The following is a 21,456-nucleotide window of genomic DNA, read 5'->3' as shown; positions in this document are numbered from 1 at the left end:
TGGGAGCTAAGCTCCCATTTTTTTACTCAAACATTACTGATGTTAAAACATAATTTACTCAAATTTAGCTTTGCGAATTGGTTAATCAATTGAATAATTAATCGTGACCACGACACGGGCAATTTTATTGATGGTATTTTTGTCATATGCACCACCATAATCACTGTCATCGTCTGAGCCGCTTTCAGGCAAGATATAAAATGCACCTTGGCTTGCTGAACGCATTGCACCCACTTTCACACCACCCACTTTTGCAAATTCATTGGCACGACTGTGAGCATTCTTTGTCGCATTGGCAATCAATGACATCTTAATTTCTTCTAGATTGGAAACCAAATACTGCGGTTTTTGTTCAATTGAAATACCTTTTTCATCCAGTAAATAAGCATCTTTTGCAGCTTTTTCAATTTTTTGAATATCGCGGCTATTGATCACCAACGACTGCATTGCGACATAACCTCTGAATTCGCGAATTGTTTTTCCATCACCCTGATCCACATCTTGATAATAGGGTTGCGAACTTTTATTGCCTAATTTCATTTCTGTGGCTTTAAAACCATGTTCAACAAAGAAAGATTGTAAGGTCTTTATTTCTTGATCAAGTAATTGATAGGACGCTGTTACACTGTCCGATGCACGACTGGTTTGAAGATTGATTTCCCAACGGGCCGAATCTGCTTGGATAGGTTTTTCAGCCAACCCTTTCACAATAATTGAATTTTTTTCACCGCCAAATTGTTTAAAAGCATATCCCAACACAGTTGCAGAAATAATAAAGCCCAAACTCAGGATCAGCGCAAAGACCCATAAGGTTTTATATGTAACTGATTTATTTTCCATTATTCTAATATCGTCAAAATTCTTATATAAAGTTTATAATAATAAACGAATCATAAGTCAACCATATCTCATGTTAAATAGAAATGTGCCTTATTATTCCCTATATAAAATATATTCCCATTTAAAATTGGAGAAAAAATTGGTACGTTTAATTAATATAAGAAAAGCCGATATTGATGATTTTAGTGTTTTATCCGAAATCTGGCTGGAAGCATCATTTATCGCGCATCATTTTATTCCAGAAACATATTGGAAAGAAAATAAACTTAAAATGCAGAATATTTATCTTCCTATGTCCGAAGTTTATCTTGCTGAATATCATCATCAAATCTATGGATTTATTGCCTTGCTAGACACTCAAATCGCCGCAATTTTTGTCTCACCATCGCATCAAGGAAAAGGTGTGGGTACAGCATTGATCCAATATGCTCAAGCCATACGGACTGAACTTGAATTGAATGTCTATCAGGAAAATCCAAAAAGCGTGCAATTTTATAAGACTTTAGGTTTTGAAATTATAAAAGAAGGCATTGATTTAGAAACCAATTCAAAAGACTTCTTAATGCGTTGGGAAAAATCATTTCATTCAAGATGAATCTGATCTTTATTCTAAAATCAGATTCAGATTGGATTAAAGAATCTTAAATATCAATGACTGTATATGATTTACGCCTTCATCATCAATATAAGCAGTAACAAAAAAATTATGATTATATTTTTCTTTAAGTTAATGGAGTGGAACAGATTAAATTCTTTATTCAAATCATCAAATATTTACATTCACCTTCTTGTTTATATTCATGAATAAACGTTGTATTGGAAAGCATTTGAGCTTCAACAATTAAATGATTTGCTGGAACATGTTGTACTCGATAATTGACTTTGAATCCACTGAAAGCACCTGAACATTGTAAAGTCATACGACCCTTCTTCGGCTGATCACTGGTAATTTGAGTTTTGCATTCTTGAGGAATGCTTTCTCGCATATCATCCGTATTTTGTTTGACGAAATCTTTAATCTTGATACAACCACGTTCAGACTGTTCTGCTGCTGTAGACTTATATGGTCGTATGGTTAATTTCCAGCTCCAAATTCTATCTTGAAGATTTTGTGTAGCTTTGAGCTGATATCGTGGAAAATCCGCAGCAATCACAAGTCACATCATGCGAAAACCCACCATCCCATCAATAGCTTAACGAAATGCATGAAGCAACCCTCCTTTTATAAGTATATGTTTTCTATTTTAGTTCTCATTTTATAGAGACAAAATGTCATTATTATTGACGTAGATCCTGAGCATCAATGATCTTAAATCATTGTCCCCGAATCAACTGTTCAATCACTCAGCAAAGAAACCTCTCAAAAATCATTGTATACATATTCAGTCACCCCCGTTCGGTATATGACTCATTTGTAAGGATTCCATTGTCTTAAGCTGTGAAATATTCAGATATGATCAGACTATTTGATCACGCAAGTCTTTCTTAATTGAACAAAATTATCAATCATGAATTTCATTCAACTTTTTATGAATTAATATCATTTTTATTCATGTAGTGTTTGGGGTATAAATTACACCATGCTCCTTGCTACAGACCGTATCAGCATCGATTTTCAATTTTTCATGCCGTTTAGATGAGAAAATATTGAAAATCGATCATGAATAAGTTTCAACAATACTTTTGAGGCAGTCGACAAGAGCATGAAATAAATTCAGGTTTTTATCTCAGAAATTAGGGTTATCACAATGAGTAAAGAGTTTACATTTACGATTAAGCGCATTAGTTTCGATGAAAACTATCATCCTGCTGACAGTACGCGCATTACAACCAACTTTGCGAATTTGGCAAGAGGTGAAAGTCGTCAAGACAACTTGCGCAATACTTTAAAGATGATCAACAATCGTTTCAATGCTTTGGCACATTGGGATAACCCGAAAGCAGACCGTTACGCCGTCGAACTTGAAATTATTTCAGTAGATATTGATATTGAAGGTAATGGCCAAACATTCCCGACCATTGAAATCTTAAAAACCAATATTATCGATCACAAAAACAATCAACGTATTGAAGGTATTGTTGGAAACAATTTTTCCTCTTATGTAAGAGACTATGATTTTAGTGTACTTCTGTTAGAACATAATAAAGATAAAGCCGAATTTAGCCTTCCTGAAAACTATGGTGAGCTTCACGGCAACATTTTTAATTCATTCGTCAATTCGAATACTTATAAAAATAATTTTAGTAAGGCACCCGTGATTTGTTTGAGTGTTTCCAGCAGTAAGACCTATCATCAAACTGCAAATCAACATCCTGTTTTAGGTGTCGAATACCAACAAGATGAATACTCTCTAACAGATGAATATTTTGCAAAAATGGGTTTGCAGGTTCGCTATTTTATGCCGCCAAACAGTGTTGCGCCTTTAGCATTCTATTTCCGTGGTGATTTACTCAGTGAGTATACCAACCTTGAGTTGATCAGTACCATCAGTACCATGGAAACCTTCCAAAAGATTTATCGCCCTGAAATTTACAATGCGAACGCTGTGGCAGGAAAATCTTATCGCCCAAGTTTAAAGCATCAGGATTATTCGCTGACGCGTATTGTGTATGACCGAGAAGAGCGTAGCCAGTTGGCCATTAAGCAAGGCAAATTTACTGAAGAACAATTTATCAAGCCATACAAAACCATCCTTGAGCAGTGGTCTTCAAATTACGTTGCTGTGTAACCCCGATAGAAAAGATATAGATGATGAAAATTTTATTACCGACCTCAACTGCTGGCAGTTTACCGAAACCTTCTTGGCTTGCAGAGCCTGAAAAACTTTGGTCACCTTGGAAATTGCAAGATGAGCAATTAATTGAAGGTAAACAAGATGCCTTACGTTTATCTTTACAAGAACAGCAACATGCAGGCATTGATATCGTCAGCGATGGTGAACAAACCCGTCAGCATTTCGTAACGACCTTTATTGAACACCTTAATGGGGTAGATTTCGAAAAGCGTGAGACTGTTCGTATCCGTAATCGTTATGATGCAAGCGTACCTACGGTTGTGGGTGAAGTGTCTCGTCAAAAACCAGTTTTCGTTGAAGATGCCAAGTTTTTACGTCAGCAGACTTCCCAACCGATTAAATGGGCATTACCTGGTCCAATGACCATGATTGATACGCTTTATGATGCACATTATAAAAGCCGTGAAAAACTGGCTTGGGAATTTGCCAAGATTCTCAATGAAGAAGCCAAAGAGTTAGAAGCCGCAGGTGTAGATATTATTCAGTTTGATGAGCCTGCATTTAATGTATTCTTCGATGAAGTCAATGACTGGGGTGTTGCAACTTTAGAGCGAGCGCTTGAAGGGCTTAAATGTGAAACAGCGGTACACATTTGCTATGGTTATGGTATCAAAGCCAATACCGATTGGAAAAAGACCTTAGGTTCAGAATGGCGTCAATATGAAGAGGCCTTCCCTAAACTTCAACAGTCTAAAATCGATATTGTCTCTTTAGAATGTCAAAACTCTCGCGTACCGATGGATTTGATTGAATTGATCCGTGGTAAAAAAGTGATGGTCGGTGCGATCGATGTTGCGACCAACAACATTGAAACACCCGAAGAAGTTGCAAATACACTGCGTAAAGCACTGCAATTTGTCGATGCGGATAAGCTTTATCCATCGACCAACTGTGGAATGGCACCACTCTCTCGCCAAGTCGCAAGAGGTAAATTGAATGCCCTAAGCGTAGGTGCAGAAATCGTTCGTAGAGAGCTTAACCGCTAGTTTTCAATCGTAACATTCGGTATAAAGGGGCATTATTTCAGTTTGTTTGGAAGTATATGTCTGAGCAAACTGATGCCCTGATCTTCATCCAGTGTATTATCCACCCTACGCATATCTGATCTCAATAGATAGTCGACAAGACGCAATAGCAAGGTATCGCTAAATCTAAAAGTGGTACGGTTCAATTTAGGAACAATGAAATGATTGAAGCAACAAACTTTAGAGATGCAATGTCTTTGCTCACCAGTGCGGTCAGTGTGATCACTACTGCAGGCTTGTCGGGTCGTTATGGATTTACTGCTTCTGCTGTCTGTAGTGTAACCGATACACCGCCGACCTTACTGGTATGTATGAACAAGGCATCTAGTTCTCATGTGCATTTTGTTGAAAATAAAATTTTAACTGTCAATGTACTCAGCGCACATCATCAGCATATTTCTAAAGCTTTTTCGTCTAAGTTAAGCCCAGAAGAAAGATTTAAACATGGTGCTTGGACAGAATTAGAAACAGGCGCACCAGTCTTAAAGGATGCTTTGGTGAATTTCGATTGTGAAATTGAGCAAATGCAAGAAGTTGGCACGCATACGATTTTGATTTGTCGTATTGTTGCGATTCAACAGAGCCAACATGATCAAAGCTTGGTTTATTTTAACCGTGCTTATCATCATGTGGGACAGACGGAAATTGCTTAGTGTGTTTGCTGATTTGTAATGTGATATTAAAATGCTTAAAGACTACTGTGTTATATAAATGCAGTTAAGAAGTCAATTTTCAAATTTTTTTAAACCATGTACGTCTATTAATTTCTTATTTGCATTCATAGATATATTCTTTAATTATAAAATATCTTTATTTAATAACTTATCTGTTTCTAACAGTTCTTCAAATGTTATAGATTCTAAAATGGCAATTATATTTGGCTCCATATGAAATACTGTCAACTTATTTAGGACGAAACATTACAAAGTCAACCAATCAGATTTAAAATATAGACTAAAATCTATATTGCAATTGTAATATGTGGATAGTCATTACAACGGATCTGTTTAATGAATGGCTTGAACAGCAAGATGAATCAACACAAGGGAAAGTATTAGCTGCATTGGTTGTTCTGCAACAGCAAGGACCTAGTTTAGGTCGTCCCTTAGTAGATACTGTCTACAATTCTAAGTTTACCAATATGAAGGAGCTACGTGCTCAGCATCGGGGTAAACCGTTAAGGGCATTTTTGCATTCGATCCATTACGACAAGCGATTGTGCTGTGTATTGGTGACAAAAGTGGTAAAAAGCGTTTTTATACAGAGATGCAGTAATTACAGATCAACAATACGAACTTCATCTTTCAACTTTAGCAGATCAATCTAATGGTTAAAACCTTACAAGAATTATTGACTAGTCGCTCTCCAGAGAGTCAAACTCGTATTAAACAAATGGCTGATGAGTTATTGCTGGAAAATCAACTTTACCTGATTCGTGAAGAGTTAGAAATTTCTCAAAAAGAATTGGCTGAAATCCTTGGTATCAAACAGCCATCACTTTCAGCCATAGAAAACCGAGGTAATGACTTGAAGATTTCAACCATGAAAAAATATGTTGAAGCGATGGGTGGAAAACTGCGTATTGATGTAGAGCTTCCTACAGGGAAACATATAGGATTCAATATATAACTTGCTTCAACTTCAACTACTCTATATTACCAAATAACAGTTTGGCTTCGTCGATATTGTTATGATATTTTCTAGAACTTGGCGATATCTAAATTTTAGATTATTGGCACTTTTTTATACTTTTTTCTCTATCACCAAAATTCCTTAAATTATTATTTTTTACACAAAAATAATTTCTGAATTCGTATTGTCGAAATGTTTTTCCTTTTTGTAGTTCAACTTGAATATATGTTTCTAAAAAATCTGATTTCATATCTTTTTTTAGAAAACAAAAAATATATTTACTCTTTTTATTTGATAAATTTTTTAAACTTTGTGTATAGATACTATTTGATAATTCATCATTAGAATTCCCATTCAGATCTCTAAAAAATGTATCAAACCTTGCAAATTCTTTAGACTCAAAAACTTCTTTCGGTTTCAATGAACAAATTATCTCATTATTTACAATTTCGTATTGAAAAGAATCGACCTTTTTATCTTTACAACCAACTGTTGATAACAAAACAGCTAAAAAAACCATATATTTCATTATGATACACTTTGTTAAATTAGCAATTCAACTAAATACAAATCGCAGTCAACTCTGTTTTAGATAGATTTAATTTTATTTTATTATCAAGAATACAAGAATAATTTCTTAAATTATATTCTTGTACTGATGAAGTTAAATCTATTTCGATGCCGATATCTGATTGAATTGGTCCTTTTCCAACTTCTTTTTTAAATTCGTCTAGGTTATAACAAAATAGATAGTTTTTATCATCTTTATCAAATTTTAAATTTCCACTTATCACTTCACCATTAAAGTTTCTAATTTCAGGAAATAACCAGTTTATTTTATTTGCATTTCCTATAGCTTTATTTTTTATAGCACATATTTTTTGATCTAATATTTTATATTCAAAGGTATCTTCATATGTTTTTTTACAACCTAATAAAGTAAATAATATGAAAGGTAATAGGATAAATTTAATTTTCATTTTATCTCACTATAAAATATAAAGTTGTAGCTATTGTAGTAATAGGATTATCTAAGCCCACACCTTTTAACTTAAAATCTTTAGGATTATTGATTATCGGAAGCATTAGATCTTGAATGTATTGTTTCCAAAATGGATTAGAATACTTTCTCCAGTATGAACTAAAGTTTGCTTCACTAAAATCAGATAATATACCAAAATAATCTGAAACAATAGTTGCTTGTTGTTCAAAATTAAAATCATTAAATTTTGAACCATATTTTAATTGATATGAATAAGCATCATAAATATTATCAGGAATGACTCTATCTAATGGCTGTAAAATTAAACCTCTTTTAATTAAATTTAGTCCTTTTTGATGTTGCCATACATGTGTCATTTCATGAATAAAGGTCATTTTTGAAACTATTTTTAAATCTCGACCATTTCCGACATCAGTATTCCCACTAAATTTAGGATTGGAGAAATCATCTTGATATACGTTTGCTCCAACTAGGCTATTGGGATAATGAGGGCTTCCGTGAGGCGTAACAGGTACATCTTGACTTGGTAAAATTGCTCTATTTATTATTTTTACTTTACTATAATCTATTGAATCTTTGAATATTTCTTTACACATTGCTATTTCACCGACAGTCAATGTCCTATATTTTTTTGATTGATCCTCTCTAAGAATAACTTTAGACTTTGCTGTTGTATTTGTTATGATTTTATCAGATACAAATCTTATAACTGATTTTCCTGATGGTAACTCAGGCATATTAGGTAGCTTAAATCCGGGAACTTCTGGTAAATGTAGGTCTGGTACGACTTTAAAATCCATTTTTTATTCTCCACAAGAGCAAGATTCATTGCAATTACTATCAATAATTAAATCAACAGAAACTATTCCCAATGAAGTTTCAGTTTTTAGTCTTTCAGTATTGCCATTATTATCAGTTATGCCTTTACAGATAGATCCATCTTCAAAAGTAACTATATATTCAACATTCGCATAAGGTTCGCCATTTGTATTTTCTAATTGTATTTGTTCATCATAAAAATTACTTTCGTCATCAACAAAGCTATTCCTTTGAAGGGCTATTGGGTTCAAATCTGAGTTTGCTCTACTAGATCCATTATCCATCACTGCTAGATCAGAAATTTTTAAATACTTGGAACCACAACTTGAAGTATCACCAGCAGCGACAATACTTTTACCACCAACGATCATAAAGCCTTTATTGGAAGCAATTGCTCGTGATTGAACTTTACATTTCGGACAAAAGTGCGTCATTCCATCAAGGTGTACAGCTTTACCTTCGACTAAAAAAGATGGATCACCTAAAATAATGATTCCACCATGGTCTGTTTTACAACCGATTGTAATTAATGCCTTCATTTATATTTTATATTTAATTAATAATAAGTTTATTAAAACATAAAGAAATAGGAGATACAAAACTTTGAAAAGACTCTCTCCTCGTTATATTTACATTCAACTTATAGATTTCACGTTATACCTACCTTCTGTCTCCTATAATATATTTTGTAATAAAATATTAAATCAATCTAACCATGATCAACACCTATTCCAAACTCCCTGCTTAGGGCTCCACCATTTTCAGCATCATTACCGTAATGGTATAATGACTAATCTACAATACCCCTTAGAGATCTCAAAGAGTACTGTGCTTTTAACAATGAAACGGAGTGGATCAATCATTACATCAATCGAATAGCAGTGATTTATCAGAAACAATGCAAATGTGATCCATTCATGAGCCAAAGCTTTGATATATTTTTTCAAAGTAAAGAGAAATATTTCTTTGAGCATGTCCCCAATACTCAGGATGAACCTTTAGAAATAAAAAGACTGGTCACTAAGCCATAAGCATAGACGTTATATAGTTCGATGTTTTGACATCGTATGCTGAAAATATTGAGTAATATAAAAGATTTAAATACTTTTAAGCATTGTAACAATTTTATTAATAAGGTGCAGAACATGAATAATCATGAAAAAGCCGTTCTAGTACGCTAAATGCTGGAACGGCTTTGACTAAGATATTGATGCAAAAAGGAAAAGTTTAAGCATTTCGCATAAGCTGTATTATGTTAATTTTAGCTATTCTTCATCATTATTAGCTTCTAAGTAATTTTCTCTCTCTATATATTCCTTTACTTGAGAAAGTAGACTATCAAAATAGATAAAAACTTTTTCTTTTAAATCTTTTAACTGTTGGATCGTTAAGGTTCGCCCATATTCTTCAAATGTAAGTTCTCCATGAGCTAATTTATTTCGACCATCTTTAATGGTTTTTAAACCCCCTTCATCCTTTAATATATTTATTCCATAATGCTGAAAAACTTTTCTTGCCTCTCTAGAATCTAAATTTCCGCTATACAAAGAATAGAATTCTGATAACTTTTTATAAGTTAAACCCATTTTTTTAGTATTTGCTAATAATAAAAAAATTTCTTGTATATGAGGTGCTGAATTTTTAAAATTCATTTTTTCAACAACATTTGAATAATACATAATTATTGTATTTCTAATATCAGAGTTTAAATCAAAAAAACTAATATTATTCCTTATGATTTCATCATGAATCTTAGAAATTAAATTTGTAATGACAGACTCTATAAAATTGTATAATAGTATTATACAACTAGATTTTTGTACTGTAGATATACCTATAGGTAATGTATATCTAGAATCCTCACCTAAATTTATATCATTTATAATTAGCTCATTAAACTCAAGCCTTTCCAAGAAGTGAAAAAATTTAGATATGCTCTCTTTTTTATCATCAACCTCTCTAATTAATATATTCATTTATAATTTTCTTCTAATAAACGTACTATGAATAAAACTCTTCCATTTAGCTTATTCCTTTTATGTAGTTGATTCCCATTAATTAATTTTTTAAATTCGTATGAATTTAAGCCTTTAAAAATTTCGTCCTTATCAAATTTTTTATAGTCAATTTGTGAATGAGTTTCTATAAATTGTCCCACCCCTATAGAAATAGCTTCAAAAACAGATCGTTTTGTATGTGGATTATGACCTAATCTAAATCCATATATAAAAACGTTATCAACTAAATCTATAACATTAGATATCATGTTCTTATATTTTGTTAATTCATTCTCTAAATCTTTAGCATTCATTTTTTCAAAAGAATTATTTTTCTTATCTAAATATTCATCTAAATGCTTTGAAACCCCTATTTTTTCTAAACCAATAGAAAATTTCTTATTTTCAGATAATGCAAAAAACCTTAATAACAATTCTTCTCTTTCTTGTCTTTTTTCTAACCATCTTTCAAGAGGAGTTAATTCTACATATTTATCATTTTTGGCATAACTATAAAGAAAATCATTAAACTTTCCTTTATATATTCCTTTTCTACTTTCCATCGGCTTAAGAAGATCACTTCCCTTGTTAATACGTTCAAACATATCTTTTTTTACATCATCTGTCGTTTCTTCAGATAAAACGATTAAACGTAAAGCTGTACTTAAAAATTTTCCTTTTCTAGAAGTTTCTAAATCATTAAATTGATAATTATTAAGTAGTTTTAATGATTCAAGATTCTTTAAGCTTAAATTGTTTTTCACAAAATTATATAATGTACGAATACGTTGAGAACCATCAACAACCTCCCAAGAGCTATTAGAATTTTCAGCTACGAAAATAAAGGGAATTGGCAGACCAAGAACTATAGATTCAATAAGCTTGGATTGCCTATTTTCATCCCAAGTAAAATCTCTTTGATATTCAGGTATATAGATTAGATTATAGGATTGAGGCTTTCTACCTTCTAAATTTGTCTCAGAATCCCAGAACTCATCTAAACTATCCTGATACTTATTTATAATTTGCTCTACAGTTAAATCCCTGATGTCATATCTTACAGTTTTTCTTTTGGTATAGATTTCTTCTTCTACTTTATTTATATCAGCTTTCATCTTGATCTCAATGCACGTAAATAATTAAATAATATAACAAAAATATATCTATTGAAAGATTATATATGATATATAATTCCATATGATTACTTAACATAAAATTTCTTTATTGAAATTTCAAAACTAGAATTTTCCACTAAATCACTGTCCATTTAACATAATGGGCGTTATGCGAAGTCTATATATCCATTTGAATTATAGGTCTTAACTCATTCCTGTTATCTGAAATGCTTTCAATATATATTGTAACAAAGTGTTTAAATTTAATTTTCGCCTCTCTCCTACACACAAACCATAACAGCCTATTTTGCTGTTAAAAATCACCTGCTACACTCATACCTATAAACCTCATTAAAACAGTCTGGTTATGATCGAAATCCACTCCAAACTTCCTGCTCAAGGCGTCACCATTTTCAGTATCATGACCGCAATGGCGCAACGACTCAATGCGCTGAACCTATCACAAGGCTTTCCTGACTTTGATGCACCACCTGCGTTACTGCAAGCCCTCAGCCAAGCCACATTGGATGGTTTTAACCAATACGCAGCAGGTGATGGCTTACTGCCGCTTAGACAACAACTGGCGCAGCTTTTTCTTAAACGAGATCAGTTACAGCTCGATCCACTTACAGAAATCACCATCACACCAGGCGCAACGATTGGGATTTTCAGTGCCATACAAGCCATCATCCACCAAGACGATGAAGTGATTATCTTTGATCCGAGCTATGACAGTTATGCACCTAGCGTGCAGTTGGTCGGAGGTAAAGCGGTTCATATTCCACTCAACACACCTGAGTTTTCTGTAGATTGGAATCAAGTCAAGTCTGCAATCACAGATAAAACCCGAATGGTTATTGTAAATACCCCACACAATCCAACAGGAGCAATTTGGTCTAAACAAGACTGGCTGAATTTAATTGAACTGATTCAAGATAAAAATATCGTCGTGCTCTCAGATGAAGTTTATGAACACCTGATTTTTGACGGCGAAAAGCATTATTCAGCGTTGTCGTTTCCAGCGCTTAGAGATCGTAGTTTTGTCGTGGGTTCTTTTGGAAAAACCTTTCATGTGACAGGTTGGAAAACAGGTTATTGCATTGCCTCGCCTGAGCTGATGAAGGTGTTTCGTCAAATTTATCAATTTGCCAACTTCTGTGGTGTCACACCTGTACAAATGGCTCTTGCCAATTTTATGCAACAGCACCCGGAACATATCGATGGCTTAGCCAGCTTTTACCAACAAAAGCGTGATCTGTTTAATTCAGGCATTCAAGATTCAAAATTTAGCTTTATTCCATCCAAAGGAACCTTTTTCCAAAATGTTGACTACAGCCAAATCCGTCCAGATTTAAATGATGTCGAGATGTGCAAATTTCTTGCAGAACAACATAGAATCGTGGCGATTCCAGTCTCTGTTTTTTATCGGAAAGCCCCTGAAAACTTACGTTTAATCCGTTTTTGTTTTGCCAAAAAAGATCAAACTTTAGTTCAGGCCTGTGAAATTTTAAATCGAATTTAAGCCTAAAAAACTATCGATCTCGGTAAAATAAAGCTTGAGTTACTCAAATACTCAGGCTTTTTACTGGGTAGTTGTATATTATCAATAAGATAAAGACACTCAAAATAGACAGTAGAACAAAAGATGCCAGCTCGTCCCGACATGCTCCACCAACCCAAATTCTGGAAGGTTTTTTTAATCTTCTTGGGTCCGTTGATCTTAACCAATATCTTACAAAATCTGTCTGGAACAATTAACACTATTTTTGTCGGGCAAATGCTGGGCGTTGAAGCGATTGCTGCCATTTCTGTATTTTTTCCGATCCTATTTTTATTGCTGGCTTTTGTGATTGGTCTTTCGACAGGTGCGACTGTTTTGGTGGGGCAAGCTTGGGGCGCCAAAGATATTGAAAAAGTGCGTACCATTGTTGGTGCATTGCTATTTATGACTTTAATTGGCGGAACCATTATTGCCTTTTTAGGCGTGTTTTTCGCGAAGCAGATTTTATTGCTGTTGGGAATCGACCCAAAAATCATGCACCTTGCACTCCCTTATGTGCAATGGATGTTAATGAGTAGCCCATTTTTATTTATCTATATCACCTACACCTCCATTTTGCGTGGTGTCGGGGACAGCACCACGCCACTTATGGCTTCCAGCCTCACCATCATTGTGGGTGTGATCGTTACTCCTGTATTGATTGGTGGCTATTTGGGTATGCCAAAACTGGGAATTATTGCCCCAGCAATTGCCAGTGGTTTAGGTTTTATTGCGACCCTTGCTTTTCTGATTGTCTATTTAAATAAAAAAGACCATGCCTTAAAACCAGATGTGGCATTAATCGAACATGTGCGCTTTCATCCGCAGTTTAGTCGCAGTATTTTACGTTTAGGCATACCGACAGGTATCCAAATGATCACCAACTCTGTTGCAGGTTTGGTGGTGATCGGACTGGTCAACCAACATGGTGCACATGCAACAGCAGCCTATGGTGCAGTCAACCAAGTCCTCAACTATATTCAATTTCCAGCCTTATCCATTGCGATTGCAGGTTCAATCTTTGCTGCACAAGCGATTGGTGCAGGCAAATCTGAACTACTTGCCAAAGTGACCCGGACTGCTCTTGTCAGCAATATTGTGATTACAGGTTCATTGGTACTCTTGGCCTACATCTGTTCAAAATATTTAATGGCGCTGTTTATTACAGATGCATCCGTGATTGAGCTAGGTCAGCAGTTATTATTTATTGTGTTGTGGTCGATTATATTTTTTGGTGCGAGCGCTATCTTTGCCTCCATCATGCGTGCCAGTGGTACAGTCACTGTGCCAATGATTTTCAACATTTTATCGATCTTGCTGATCGAAGTACCCTGTGCCTATTTATTTAGTCAGTGGTTTGGCTTACAAGGCATCTGGTATGCCCTTGCACTGACCTTCTTCAGTCTCTGTGTAATGCAAGGTTTGTATTATCAATTTGTGTGGAAAAAGAAAACTATCGAAATCTTAATTTAAATGCATCAGCCCTGTGCTCATGCATTTAAATCAACCAAGATCATCTCTCATTCAAAAAATGATTTTAATCTTCTTGATGAAGCTCAATCACTTTGAGTTTCGACTGTGCCAAGCGTTTGGTTTTATTGCGCGTAAAGACTTGTTGCGTTGCTGGATCATTTGGATCAAAGACTAAGGCTTGCGGTAAAATTTTCTGCTCATTGAGATAGCTTTCAGCAAACAAGATTAAAATTTTGCCATTTTCCAGCAGTTCAATGTGCTGAGGTTTGCTCGGCAGTTTAAATGCTACTTTCTGACCATTTCCTTGCGTTTGATCAACAAGATTCAGCAGATAAATATCCAAGTCTTGCTGATCTAAGGCACTATTTAATGAATTGAATCGATTAAAGTTTGCCTTCTCAGCATAATAAAAATATTGATCCGCTAAATATCCCATCATGACAGGTATGCTTCTGGTATAAACATCTCGATAAGTGTAGCGATTGTCTTCTTGCTCATCTTGATCTTGAGAGGGTTCATCCTGCACATTGATCACACTGACCAAATCTGCAATCCGTTGGTCATAAATCCCGATCTGATTTTCCGAGTCTTGATAAAACTCCACCACTGAACGATAGTCATCGACTGTGTAGAGCACTTTTTGTGGTACATCAAAATTCAGCTCAAAAAAGCTTAAATCGTTAGTATTCATATAGATAAAAGGACGATTTTCCCAATCACCTAAAATACGAATGCTTTTTTGATCTGGTTCAAACACCATATCGATTTCACGACAAAAGTGTTCCTGATAATTTGCTGGCAATGCGGCTGTGGTGATTTTGCCTGATTTTAACTGGATGCGAGAAATACTGTTCCCTACACCATTGTATACATACAGATTTTCACCCTGTTTATCTAATAATAGTTTACGTGGATAACGTTCAACTTTAAACTTTTGCAGCACTTGCTTGGTCTTTAAATCAATTGCAAAAACTTGATCATAATCTAAAGATGCTACATAGATAATTTGACCATCATGGCTTAACACCACATCGGTTGCACCCACACCTCGGCACATATTGTGCATACAACCGCTTTCATCATCAGCTAAAGCATATTGGTAAAGCAGTTCTTCTTTGAATGAAACAAGATTAAATCGATAGACTGCATTTTTCTCTGTTTCGGTATAGTAAAGATCATCCCCATATCGACGATAATCTCCCATTGCATTCATATTGGGTAAAGTAGCGGTTTGCTGTGGGACAGCTTCCAAAAAGACCTGACTTTTATAAAATTGTTGAATCTTGGCCTTTTGTTCCTGACAATCTCTTATGTATTGTTGCTTGGTTTTTCCTAAGTAACCTGCAATCTCATCGCGTTCTTCACCATTCCATAAATAATCACAATATTGACTAGAATCTTGTAAAGCACCGACCTGATCTGACACTTCAGATGGCGCTGTATTTGGACTTTTTTCTGGAGCAATCACCGCCATGATCGCTTTCACTTTTTTTATGTTTTGCTCAGACTGCGCAGCATGTTGGTATTTTTTAGCATAGGCTGGATGCGCTTCAACATCATAGGAATCTAATACACTATAGGTCGCCTTAAATGCATCGTAGCCTTGCAGTTGGGCAGATAAATAATGCCCAATCAATGCCACTTTTCGATTCAACACATCGATATTTTTTTCATGTTGTTTTTTTACGCGCTTAGATACAATCTTTGCAAATTCATCTACTTGATCTTGATACTGGTCGATCATTTTGGCGAGTAAAACGAGTTGTTTCTTCTCTGCGCTCTGAACCTCATTCATGTTACGTAATGCTGAACGATAGGCACTGCCCTGTTCCTCGTCCAGCAATGGATAAGGTTGATCAAATTTAATCTGATCGACAATCACACGGTTAAAATCAACTACGGGTTTTAAGTGATTTTGAATCTGATCCAGTGACTGATAAATACGGGTTAAATCTGCATATAACATCGCATCCAGTTTGGAAAGCTCTGGATCGATTTTACGCAATTGCTCTTGTTGAATTGCGCTTTGGTATAAATCCAAATATTGCACAGAACGATCAAAGTATTGCGACCAAAATTTTCTGTATTGATAATCTTGTAAAAAACCCGAATATAACTGATCCCCTTCATCCTCTTTGACATATTGTGGATAGAGTCGCTCCACTTCTGCTCGATACAGCGCTGTATCGTCCGTTGCATCATGGCTTGAATGGTCTTGCACACCAGCAACACTGTCTAAAATACTGGCATTCTCTTGATCAGTAGAAGCATAGGCTAAATGTGATGCAAATAAAATCATGCCTACGCTGAGGCTTAAAATGGCTTTTTTCATAAAAATGCTCAATTCAAATTATCTTTATAATAAAAATAAAAAATTTAATATTTTCAGAGTCAGTCTAACAAATTATTGTAGCAATCCCAATTCTTAGACGATGGGTACAGTAAAAGTATGAGGTTTTAATTGTCAATCAAGCTATTTAACACAGCGCTTAAAAAAGAAAAAACCACCAGATTTGGCGGTTTTTTCATAGAAGCACTTATTTTGGTTCTAATTTTTTACTGAATTTGGTCGCAAAAGCTGTTAGTTTTTGATAACCCGTCGGTAAGACACGCTGGATCAAATCTAAAGTTTTTGCATCATTACCAATCAACAAACGGCGTTTGTCTTTGAGAACCGCATCAAGCATTTGTTGAGCAGCGTCTTCTGGAGGCATACGTAATAATTTATTAAACGCTTTTGCTGACTTATCAGGATTCATGCCCAAAGAACGTAAACTGTCATTCATACGTGCATCATTGGCAATGTTGGTACGGATACCACCTGGGTGTACACATAATGCAGATACACCACAATTCTCGATGTCTAATTCCTGACGTAATGATTCAGTAAAACCACGTACCGCAAATTTCGATGCATTATAAGCAGATTGCGTCGGCTGAGCAGTTAAACCAAATAAACTCGAAATATTGATAATATGACCGTCACCAGTTTTCTTGATATATGGTAAAAATTCTTTGGTTCCGTAAACGACACCCCAGAAATTGATATTCATAATCCATTCAAGTTCTTCATAGGTCGCGCCTTCTACAGTCGAACCTAAAGCAACCCCCGCATTGTTGAAAATCATGTTCACAGAACCATGATTCTGTACGGTTTCAGCAGCCCATGTACGCATTTCCTCGACATTTGCCACATTTACTTTCTTAGAAGTAACACGAACATTATAAGGTTTAACCAATTCGATTGTTTCTGCCAAACCTTTTTCATTCACATCACTGATTGATAAATGACAGCCTGCTTTTGCCAGTAAAATCGCAAGCTGTTGTCCCATACCAGAGCCAGCACCTGTAATTGCAGCGACTTTGTTTTTAAAATTTTTCATTGTCTATCCTTTATTAAAATCCGCACACAATAATACTGATAATGTGCAGCTCATCTGCTCAATATAATTTTGACAATAACTATTGTCAATATTATATTGTGAATGAGCAGTTGTTTTTTTATACAAAAAATCTTAAATAGGTTTCAATGGCTTTTATTGCTAAAATAATCCCTTCTTTGTGACAATCGAACATGACACGAGTAATTTTTTACAATGACTGAATCTCGCTTAACTGAAAAGAAAACCATAAATAGAACCACAAAAGAACGCCAATTCAAAGGCATGTCCTTGTCCGAAAGAAAGCTCGCACGCCGAGAAAAACTGATTGAAGCAGGCATCGCGGCATATGGAACACATGGTTTCTTTTCCGTCACAGTCAAAGATATTTGTAATGAAGCAAAGCTGACTGAACGCTATTTTTATGAATCATTTAAAAAGAGTGAGGAACTGTTCCAAGTCATTTTTTTACAGTTAATTGAACAATTGCAGCAAACTGTCATGCAAGGCGTGATGCAAGGTGCGCCTGAGCCTAGAAATATGATTAAAGGAGGCTTAACCGCAATTTTTACCATGTTAAAAAACGATCCACGTGTTGCCCGTATTATTTATATTGATGCCATGTTGGTTCAAGAGCTACATAATCACGCAACTATTCACGAAACTATGGGGCGTTTTGATCGATTAATTCATTCTTTTGTCACCCTGATGATGCCGCATATTGAACGCAGTGAACAGGAGATTTCGTTGGTTGCTACAGGCTTAAATGGCTATGTTACACAAATTGCCGTACGCTGGGTCATGGGCGGTTTTAAACAATCTCTTGAAGAAATTGTTTCCGCTTGCGAAGTGGTTTTTGTGTCATTAATTGATACTTTTTCACCTAAATAGCCACGAAGTTTTACTCTTGCTACTGAATAAATAATGTCATAAAACTGTCACATTTTAATTTTTATGATTTAATTTGATGCTTTTTCTTTGGGCAAAATGAACAGATTATTTAAAAATGTCATCTAATTTTCATCACATCGCCCATTTTTTGTCACATTTTTTTGCAAAAATTCGTCTACATCTTGTTTTTGCAATGATACTGTCATAATTAATCTTTGTAATAAGCCTGTCATAAATAAAAGACGGTTCACCGTTCATACATAGGATATTGCGTTGTGAAAGATGACTATATATTAATCGTCGATGACGAACTTCCGATTCGGGAAATGATCCATACCTCATTGGATATGGCAGGTTTTCAGTGCCTGCAAGCTGAAGATGCAAAACAAGCCCATCAAATGATCGTAGATCAACGCCCATCCTTGATCTTGCTTGATTGGATGATGCCAGGTGGTGTCAGCGGTGTCGATCTATGCCGTCGCTTAAAGCGAGATGAAAATCTGGCAGAAATTCCAGTGATTATGTTGACTGCACGTGGCGAAGAAGACCATAAAGTTCAAGGTCTTGATGCTGGTGCAGATGACTATATGACCAAGCCTTTTTCAACACGTGAATTGGTTTCCCGTATCAAGGCCGTACTGCGTCGTGCCAATGCATTGAGTGGCGAAAAAACCATTGATGCCAATGGTCTGGTACTTGATCCTGTTAGCCAGCGCGTAAGTTTTGGTGACAGTATTTTAGATATGGGCCCAACAGAATACCGTTTATTGGCCTTCTTTATGACGCATCCAGAGCGTGCCTACACACGTGCCCAACTACTTGACCAAGTTTGGGGTGGAAATGTTTATATTGAAGACCGTACCATTGATGTTCACATCCGTCGCTTGCGTAAAGTGCTTGAACCTTATGGCGCAGATCGCTATGTACAAACCGTACGTGGAACTGGATATCGTTTCTCTACCCGTGCAGATGTTGCCATAGGTTAAGCATTCTCAAGGTAAATAAATTTCTATGTATGAACCCTATCCCGTCCCAGATATTGCACGTGAACATAAAAAGTTCCGCTACAGCAGTTTGTGGGAGTTTGCAAAACAAGACTTACGCCTGTTGGCTTTTTTACTGATTATTGGCGGATTTATTGGGTTAGGGATCGGTTATTTTTGGATTTGTATTTCCATCGGTTTTGCCGTTTTTTTTGCATTTCAATTGCGTTCTTTGTATTTGGTCAATGAATGGATTTCTAATCGCCCTTACGATTCTCCACCTAATCTCGAAGGCATTTGGGGAGCGCTACTGTTTAATGTCTATCGTGCACAACGCCAAGAACGAGTTGTTCAAGCTGAAATGGTCGGCTTGATTGATCGTGCACAATCGTCCTTGGTGGCTTTGGCAGAAGCTGTGGTTTTAACAGATGAACTTCATCAAATCGAATGGTGGAACCCTGCTGCGGAAAAACTGCTGGGCATTCAACCTTTAGACCGTGGGCGCAATATTTTAACCATTATCCGCCAACCGAGTTTTATCGAATATTTTAATAATATTGATCAATCACCTGATGGTATAAAAATAAAGTCATCCGTGTTTGAAGAACATTATGTGCAAATCAAACTGACTCGCTTTGGCAGTGAGAGTCGTTTGTTGGTCGCTTATGATGTAACCCGCGTACACAATCTTGAGCAGATGCGTAAAGACTTTGTGGATAACATTTCGCACGAGCTTCGTACACCCTTAACAGTTCTCAGCGGCTATATTGAAACTTTTACTGACCAAGAAGATCTAAATCCTCGTTGGAAACGCGCCTTTGAACAGATGCAATCTCAAACGCGACGCATGAATGCCTTGGTGAATGATTTACTGTTACTTTCTCGGCTGGAAGGCAATAAACAGGTCGCTAAAAACCAAATTATCGATATGCCCAATTTGATGAATCAACTTTTTGATGATGCACAAGCCTATAACGTTGATTATGGACACACTTTAAATTTGGATATCGACAGCCATTGTGATCTGATTGGTTCAGATGCAGAACTTGCCAGTGCTTTCAGTAACTTAATTACCAATGCAATCAAATATACTCCTAAAGGGGGAACTGTGACGATTGGTTGGCATGATGACACTGAACATGGTTATTTTACTGTTGAAGACACGGGCATTGGGATTGATCCCAAGCATATCCCGCGTTTAACTGAACGTTTTTATCGCGTAGACAGTGCGAGAAGTCGACAAACGGGTGGAACAGGCCTAGGTTTAGCAATCGTAAAGCATGTTTTAATGCAACATAATGCTTATCTTGAAATTGATTCTAAAGAAAACCAAGGTTCAGTTTTTAGAGTGGTGTTCCCTAAAGAGCGCCTTGATTTTGCTGGTTAATTCTTGATTAATTTAAATGAAATTATTTTTAGATTGTGAGTTTAATGGTTTTGGTGGTGAACTGATTTCATTGGCATTGGTCGATGAACAGCATCAATCATTTTATGAGGTTTTAGAATGCCCAAATCCTGTACCATGGGTAAAAGATCATGTGATACCACGGTTAAACCAGCCACCCATTCAATTCAAAAAATTTCAAAGTCGTTTGCAGATTTTTTTGTTTCAATATGAACAGATTGAAATCATCGCAGATTGGCCAGAAGATTTTGCTTTGTTTATGCGGAGTTTAGTACTCTCAGCAGGAAAGTGTATACGAACGCCTTCACTGTCCATGCGACTCTGGATGCCAGATCCAATCGAAACACATGTAGCGTCTGAAACCCCACACAATGCTTTAGCAGATGCACAAGCTTTAAAACAATCTTATTTAAAAGCGCATGGGCTTTGATTTATCCTAAAAATTAAAATAAGTTTTTATCTCAGTGAACCTGAGTTCAACATCACTATATTTTTCATTGATTGAAAAACAAGGATCTTGGCTGAGTTTTCACTCAATTTCAGGATCAGCCTTCGACT

21 protein-coding genes and 1 pseudogene are annotated in these 21,456 nt (G+C 35.6%); 12 read left to right on the top strand and 10 right to left on the bottom strand.

Annotation, left to right across the window (positions count from 1 at the left end; all coding sequences use genetic code 11):
* Positions 1–81 precede the first annotated feature (81 nt).
* Positions 82–840, bottom strand: coding sequence for an SIMPL domain-containing protein (locus OSH00_RS13605; RefSeq protein WP_266130863.1), 759 nt, complete (start codon positions 838–840; stop codon positions 82–84).
* Between the two features lie 139 nt (positions 841–979).
* Here OSH00_RS13605 and OSH00_RS13600 point away from each other — a divergent pair, with 139 nt between their 5' ends.
* The gene (locus tag OSH00_RS13600) at positions 980–1,435 is read left to right on the top strand and encodes an N-acetyltransferase (protein ID WP_266130862.1); all 456 of its coding nucleotides are present in this window, start codon (positions 980–982) and stop codon (positions 1,433–1,435) included.
* A 163-nt stretch (positions 1,436–1,598) separates the two neighbouring features.
* Here OSH00_RS13600 and OSH00_RS13595 read toward each other — a convergent pair whose 3' ends face one another.
* A complete protein-coding gene (locus tag OSH00_RS13595; protein WP_266130861.1) occupies positions 1,599–1,994 on the bottom strand; it encodes a hypothetical protein in 396 nt (131 codons plus the stop codon).
* Positions 1,995–2,588: 594 nt separating this feature from the next.
* Here OSH00_RS13595 and OSH00_RS13590 point away from each other — a divergent pair.
* From OSH00_RS13590 to OSH00_RS13570, 5 genes and pseudogenes are all read left to right on the top strand, one after another.
* Positions 2,589–3,569 (top strand): DUF1852 domain-containing protein, encoded by a 981-nt coding sequence (locus tag OSH00_RS13590; RefSeq protein WP_266130860.1) that lies wholly within the window; start codon positions 2,589–2,591, stop codon positions 3,567–3,569.
* A gap of 23 nt (positions 3,570–3,592) precedes the next feature.
* A complete protein-coding gene (locus OSH00_RS13585; protein ID WP_266130966.1) occupies positions 3,593–4,621 on the top strand; it encodes a methionine synthase in 1,029 nt (342 codons plus the stop codon).
* Between the two features lie 200 nt (positions 4,622–4,821).
* On the top strand, positions 4,822–5,313 hold the full coding sequence (locus tag OSH00_RS13580) for a flavin reductase (RefSeq protein WP_266130859.1): 492 nt from the start codon (positions 4,822–4,824) through the stop codon (positions 5,311–5,313).
* Between the two features lie 326 nt (positions 5,314–5,639).
* Positions 5,640–5,994, top strand: a pseudogene (locus OSH00_RS13575) (type II toxin-antitoxin system RelE/ParE family toxin).
* A complete protein-coding gene (locus tag OSH00_RS13570) occupies positions 5,987–6,289 on the top strand; it encodes a helix-turn-helix domain-containing protein (RefSeq protein ID WP_199958162.1) in 303 nt (100 codons plus the stop codon). Before OSH00_RS13575 ends, OSH00_RS13570 begins: the two are co-directional and overlap by 8 nt.
* 100 nt (positions 6,290–6,389) lie before the next feature.
* On the opposite strand, the gene OSH00_RS13565 is transcribed toward OSH00_RS13570, so the two are convergent.
* The 6 genes from OSH00_RS13565 to OSH00_RS13540 form a co-directional block, all read right to left on the bottom strand.
* Positions 6,390–6,821: a hypothetical protein gene (locus OSH00_RS13565; RefSeq protein WP_266130858.1), complete on the bottom strand. Its 432-nt coding sequence runs from the start codon at positions 6,819–6,821 to the stop codon at positions 6,390–6,392.
* A 31-nt stretch (positions 6,822–6,852) separates the two neighbouring features.
* The gene (locus OSH00_RS13560; protein WP_266130857.1) at positions 6,853–7,272 is read right to left on the bottom strand and encodes a hypothetical protein; all 420 of its coding nucleotides are present in this window, start codon (positions 7,270–7,272) and stop codon (positions 6,853–6,855) included.
* A gap of 1 nt (position 7,273) precedes the next feature.
* The gene (locus OSH00_RS13555; RefSeq protein WP_266130856.1) at positions 7,274–8,095 is read right to left on the bottom strand and encodes a hypothetical protein; all 822 of its coding nucleotides are present in this window, start codon (positions 8,093–8,095) and stop codon (positions 7,274–7,276) included.
* Between the two features lie 3 nt (positions 8,096–8,098).
* Positions 8,099–8,653, bottom strand: a complete 555-nt coding sequence (locus OSH00_RS13550) for a PAAR domain-containing protein (RefSeq protein WP_266130855.1) — start codon at positions 8,651–8,653, stop codon at positions 8,099–8,101.
* A 726-nt stretch (positions 8,654–9,379) separates the two neighbouring features.
* Complete coding sequence (locus OSH00_RS13545; RefSeq protein ID WP_266130854.1) at positions 9,380–10,090, bottom strand: MAE_28990/MAE_18760 family HEPN-like nuclease; 711 nt, start codon at positions 10,088–10,090, stop codon at positions 9,380–9,382.
* A complete protein-coding gene (locus tag OSH00_RS13540; RefSeq protein ID WP_266130853.1) occupies positions 10,087–11,226 on the bottom strand; it encodes a DUF262 domain-containing protein in 1,140 nt (379 codons plus the stop codon). Before OSH00_RS13540 ends, OSH00_RS13545 begins: the two co-directional genes overlap by 4 nt.
* Positions 11,227–11,593: 367 nt before the next feature.
* On the opposite strand from OSH00_RS13540, the gene OSH00_RS13535 reads away from it, so the two are divergent.
* Both OSH00_RS13535 and OSH00_RS13530 read left to right on the top strand, forming a co-directional pair.
* Positions 11,594–12,748 (top strand): methionine aminotransferase, encoded by a 1,155-nt coding sequence (locus OSH00_RS13535; RefSeq protein ID WP_266130852.1) that lies wholly within the window; start codon positions 11,594–11,596, stop codon positions 12,746–12,748.
* A gap of 123 nt (positions 12,749–12,871) precedes the next feature.
* Positions 12,872–14,239, top strand: coding sequence for an MATE family efflux transporter (locus OSH00_RS13530; RefSeq protein ID WP_266130851.1), 1,368 nt, complete (start codon positions 12,872–12,874; stop codon positions 14,237–14,239).
* A gap of 64 nt (positions 14,240–14,303) precedes the next feature.
* On the opposite strand, the gene OSH00_RS13525 is transcribed toward OSH00_RS13530, so the two are convergent.
* Both OSH00_RS13525 and OSH00_RS13520 read right to left on the bottom strand, forming a co-directional pair.
* On the bottom strand, positions 14,304–16,571 hold the full coding sequence (locus OSH00_RS13525) for a YncE family protein (protein WP_266130850.1): 2,268 nt from the start codon (positions 16,569–16,571) through the stop codon (positions 14,304–14,306).
* A 205-nt stretch (positions 16,572–16,776) separates the two neighbouring features.
* Positions 16,777–17,622 carry an SDR family NAD(P)-dependent oxidoreductase gene (locus OSH00_RS13520; protein WP_196075160.1) on the bottom strand — a complete coding sequence of 282 codons (846 nt, stop codon included), beginning with the start codon at positions 17,620–17,622 and terminating at the stop codon, positions 16,777–16,779.
* Between the two features lie 213 nt (positions 17,623–17,835).
* On the opposite strand from OSH00_RS13520, the gene OSH00_RS13515 reads away from it, so the two are divergent.
* The 4 genes from OSH00_RS13515 to OSH00_RS13500 all read left to right on the top strand — a co-directional run bounded on the left by OSH00_RS13515 (position 17,836) and on the right by OSH00_RS13500 (position 21,328).
* Positions 17,836–18,510, top strand: coding sequence for a TetR/AcrR family transcriptional regulator (locus OSH00_RS13515; RefSeq protein WP_196075159.1), 675 nt, complete (start codon positions 17,836–17,838; stop codon positions 18,508–18,510).
* A gap of 275 nt (positions 18,511–18,785) precedes the next feature.
* Positions 18,786–19,496: a phosphate regulon transcriptional regulator PhoB gene (gene phoB / locus OSH00_RS13510; protein WP_004825961.1), complete on the top strand. Its 711-nt coding sequence runs from the start codon at positions 18,786–18,788 to the stop codon at positions 19,494–19,496.
* 25 nt (positions 19,497–19,521) lie between these two features.
* The gene (phoR, locus tag OSH00_RS13505; protein WP_196075158.1) at positions 19,522–20,880 is read left to right on the top strand and encodes a phosphate regulon sensor histidine kinase PhoR; all 1,359 of its coding nucleotides are present in this window, start codon (positions 19,522–19,524) and stop codon (positions 20,878–20,880) included.
* 16 nt (positions 20,881–20,896) lie between these two features.
* Complete coding sequence (locus OSH00_RS13500) at positions 20,897–21,328, top strand: hypothetical protein (protein WP_266130849.1); 432 nt, start codon at positions 20,897–20,899, stop codon at positions 21,326–21,328.
* The last annotated feature ends 128 nt before the right edge of the window (positions 21,329–21,456 follow it).

The sequence above is a fragment of the Acinetobacter nematophilus genome (assembly GCF_026344175.1).
In the GTDB taxonomy this organism is placed as follows: domain Bacteria; phylum Pseudomonadota; class Gammaproteobacteria; order Pseudomonadales; family Moraxellaceae; genus Acinetobacter; species Acinetobacter nematophilus.
The sequence above is the reverse complement of the archived record's forward strand: the minus strand, read 5'-3'. Positions and strand labels throughout refer to the sequence as shown.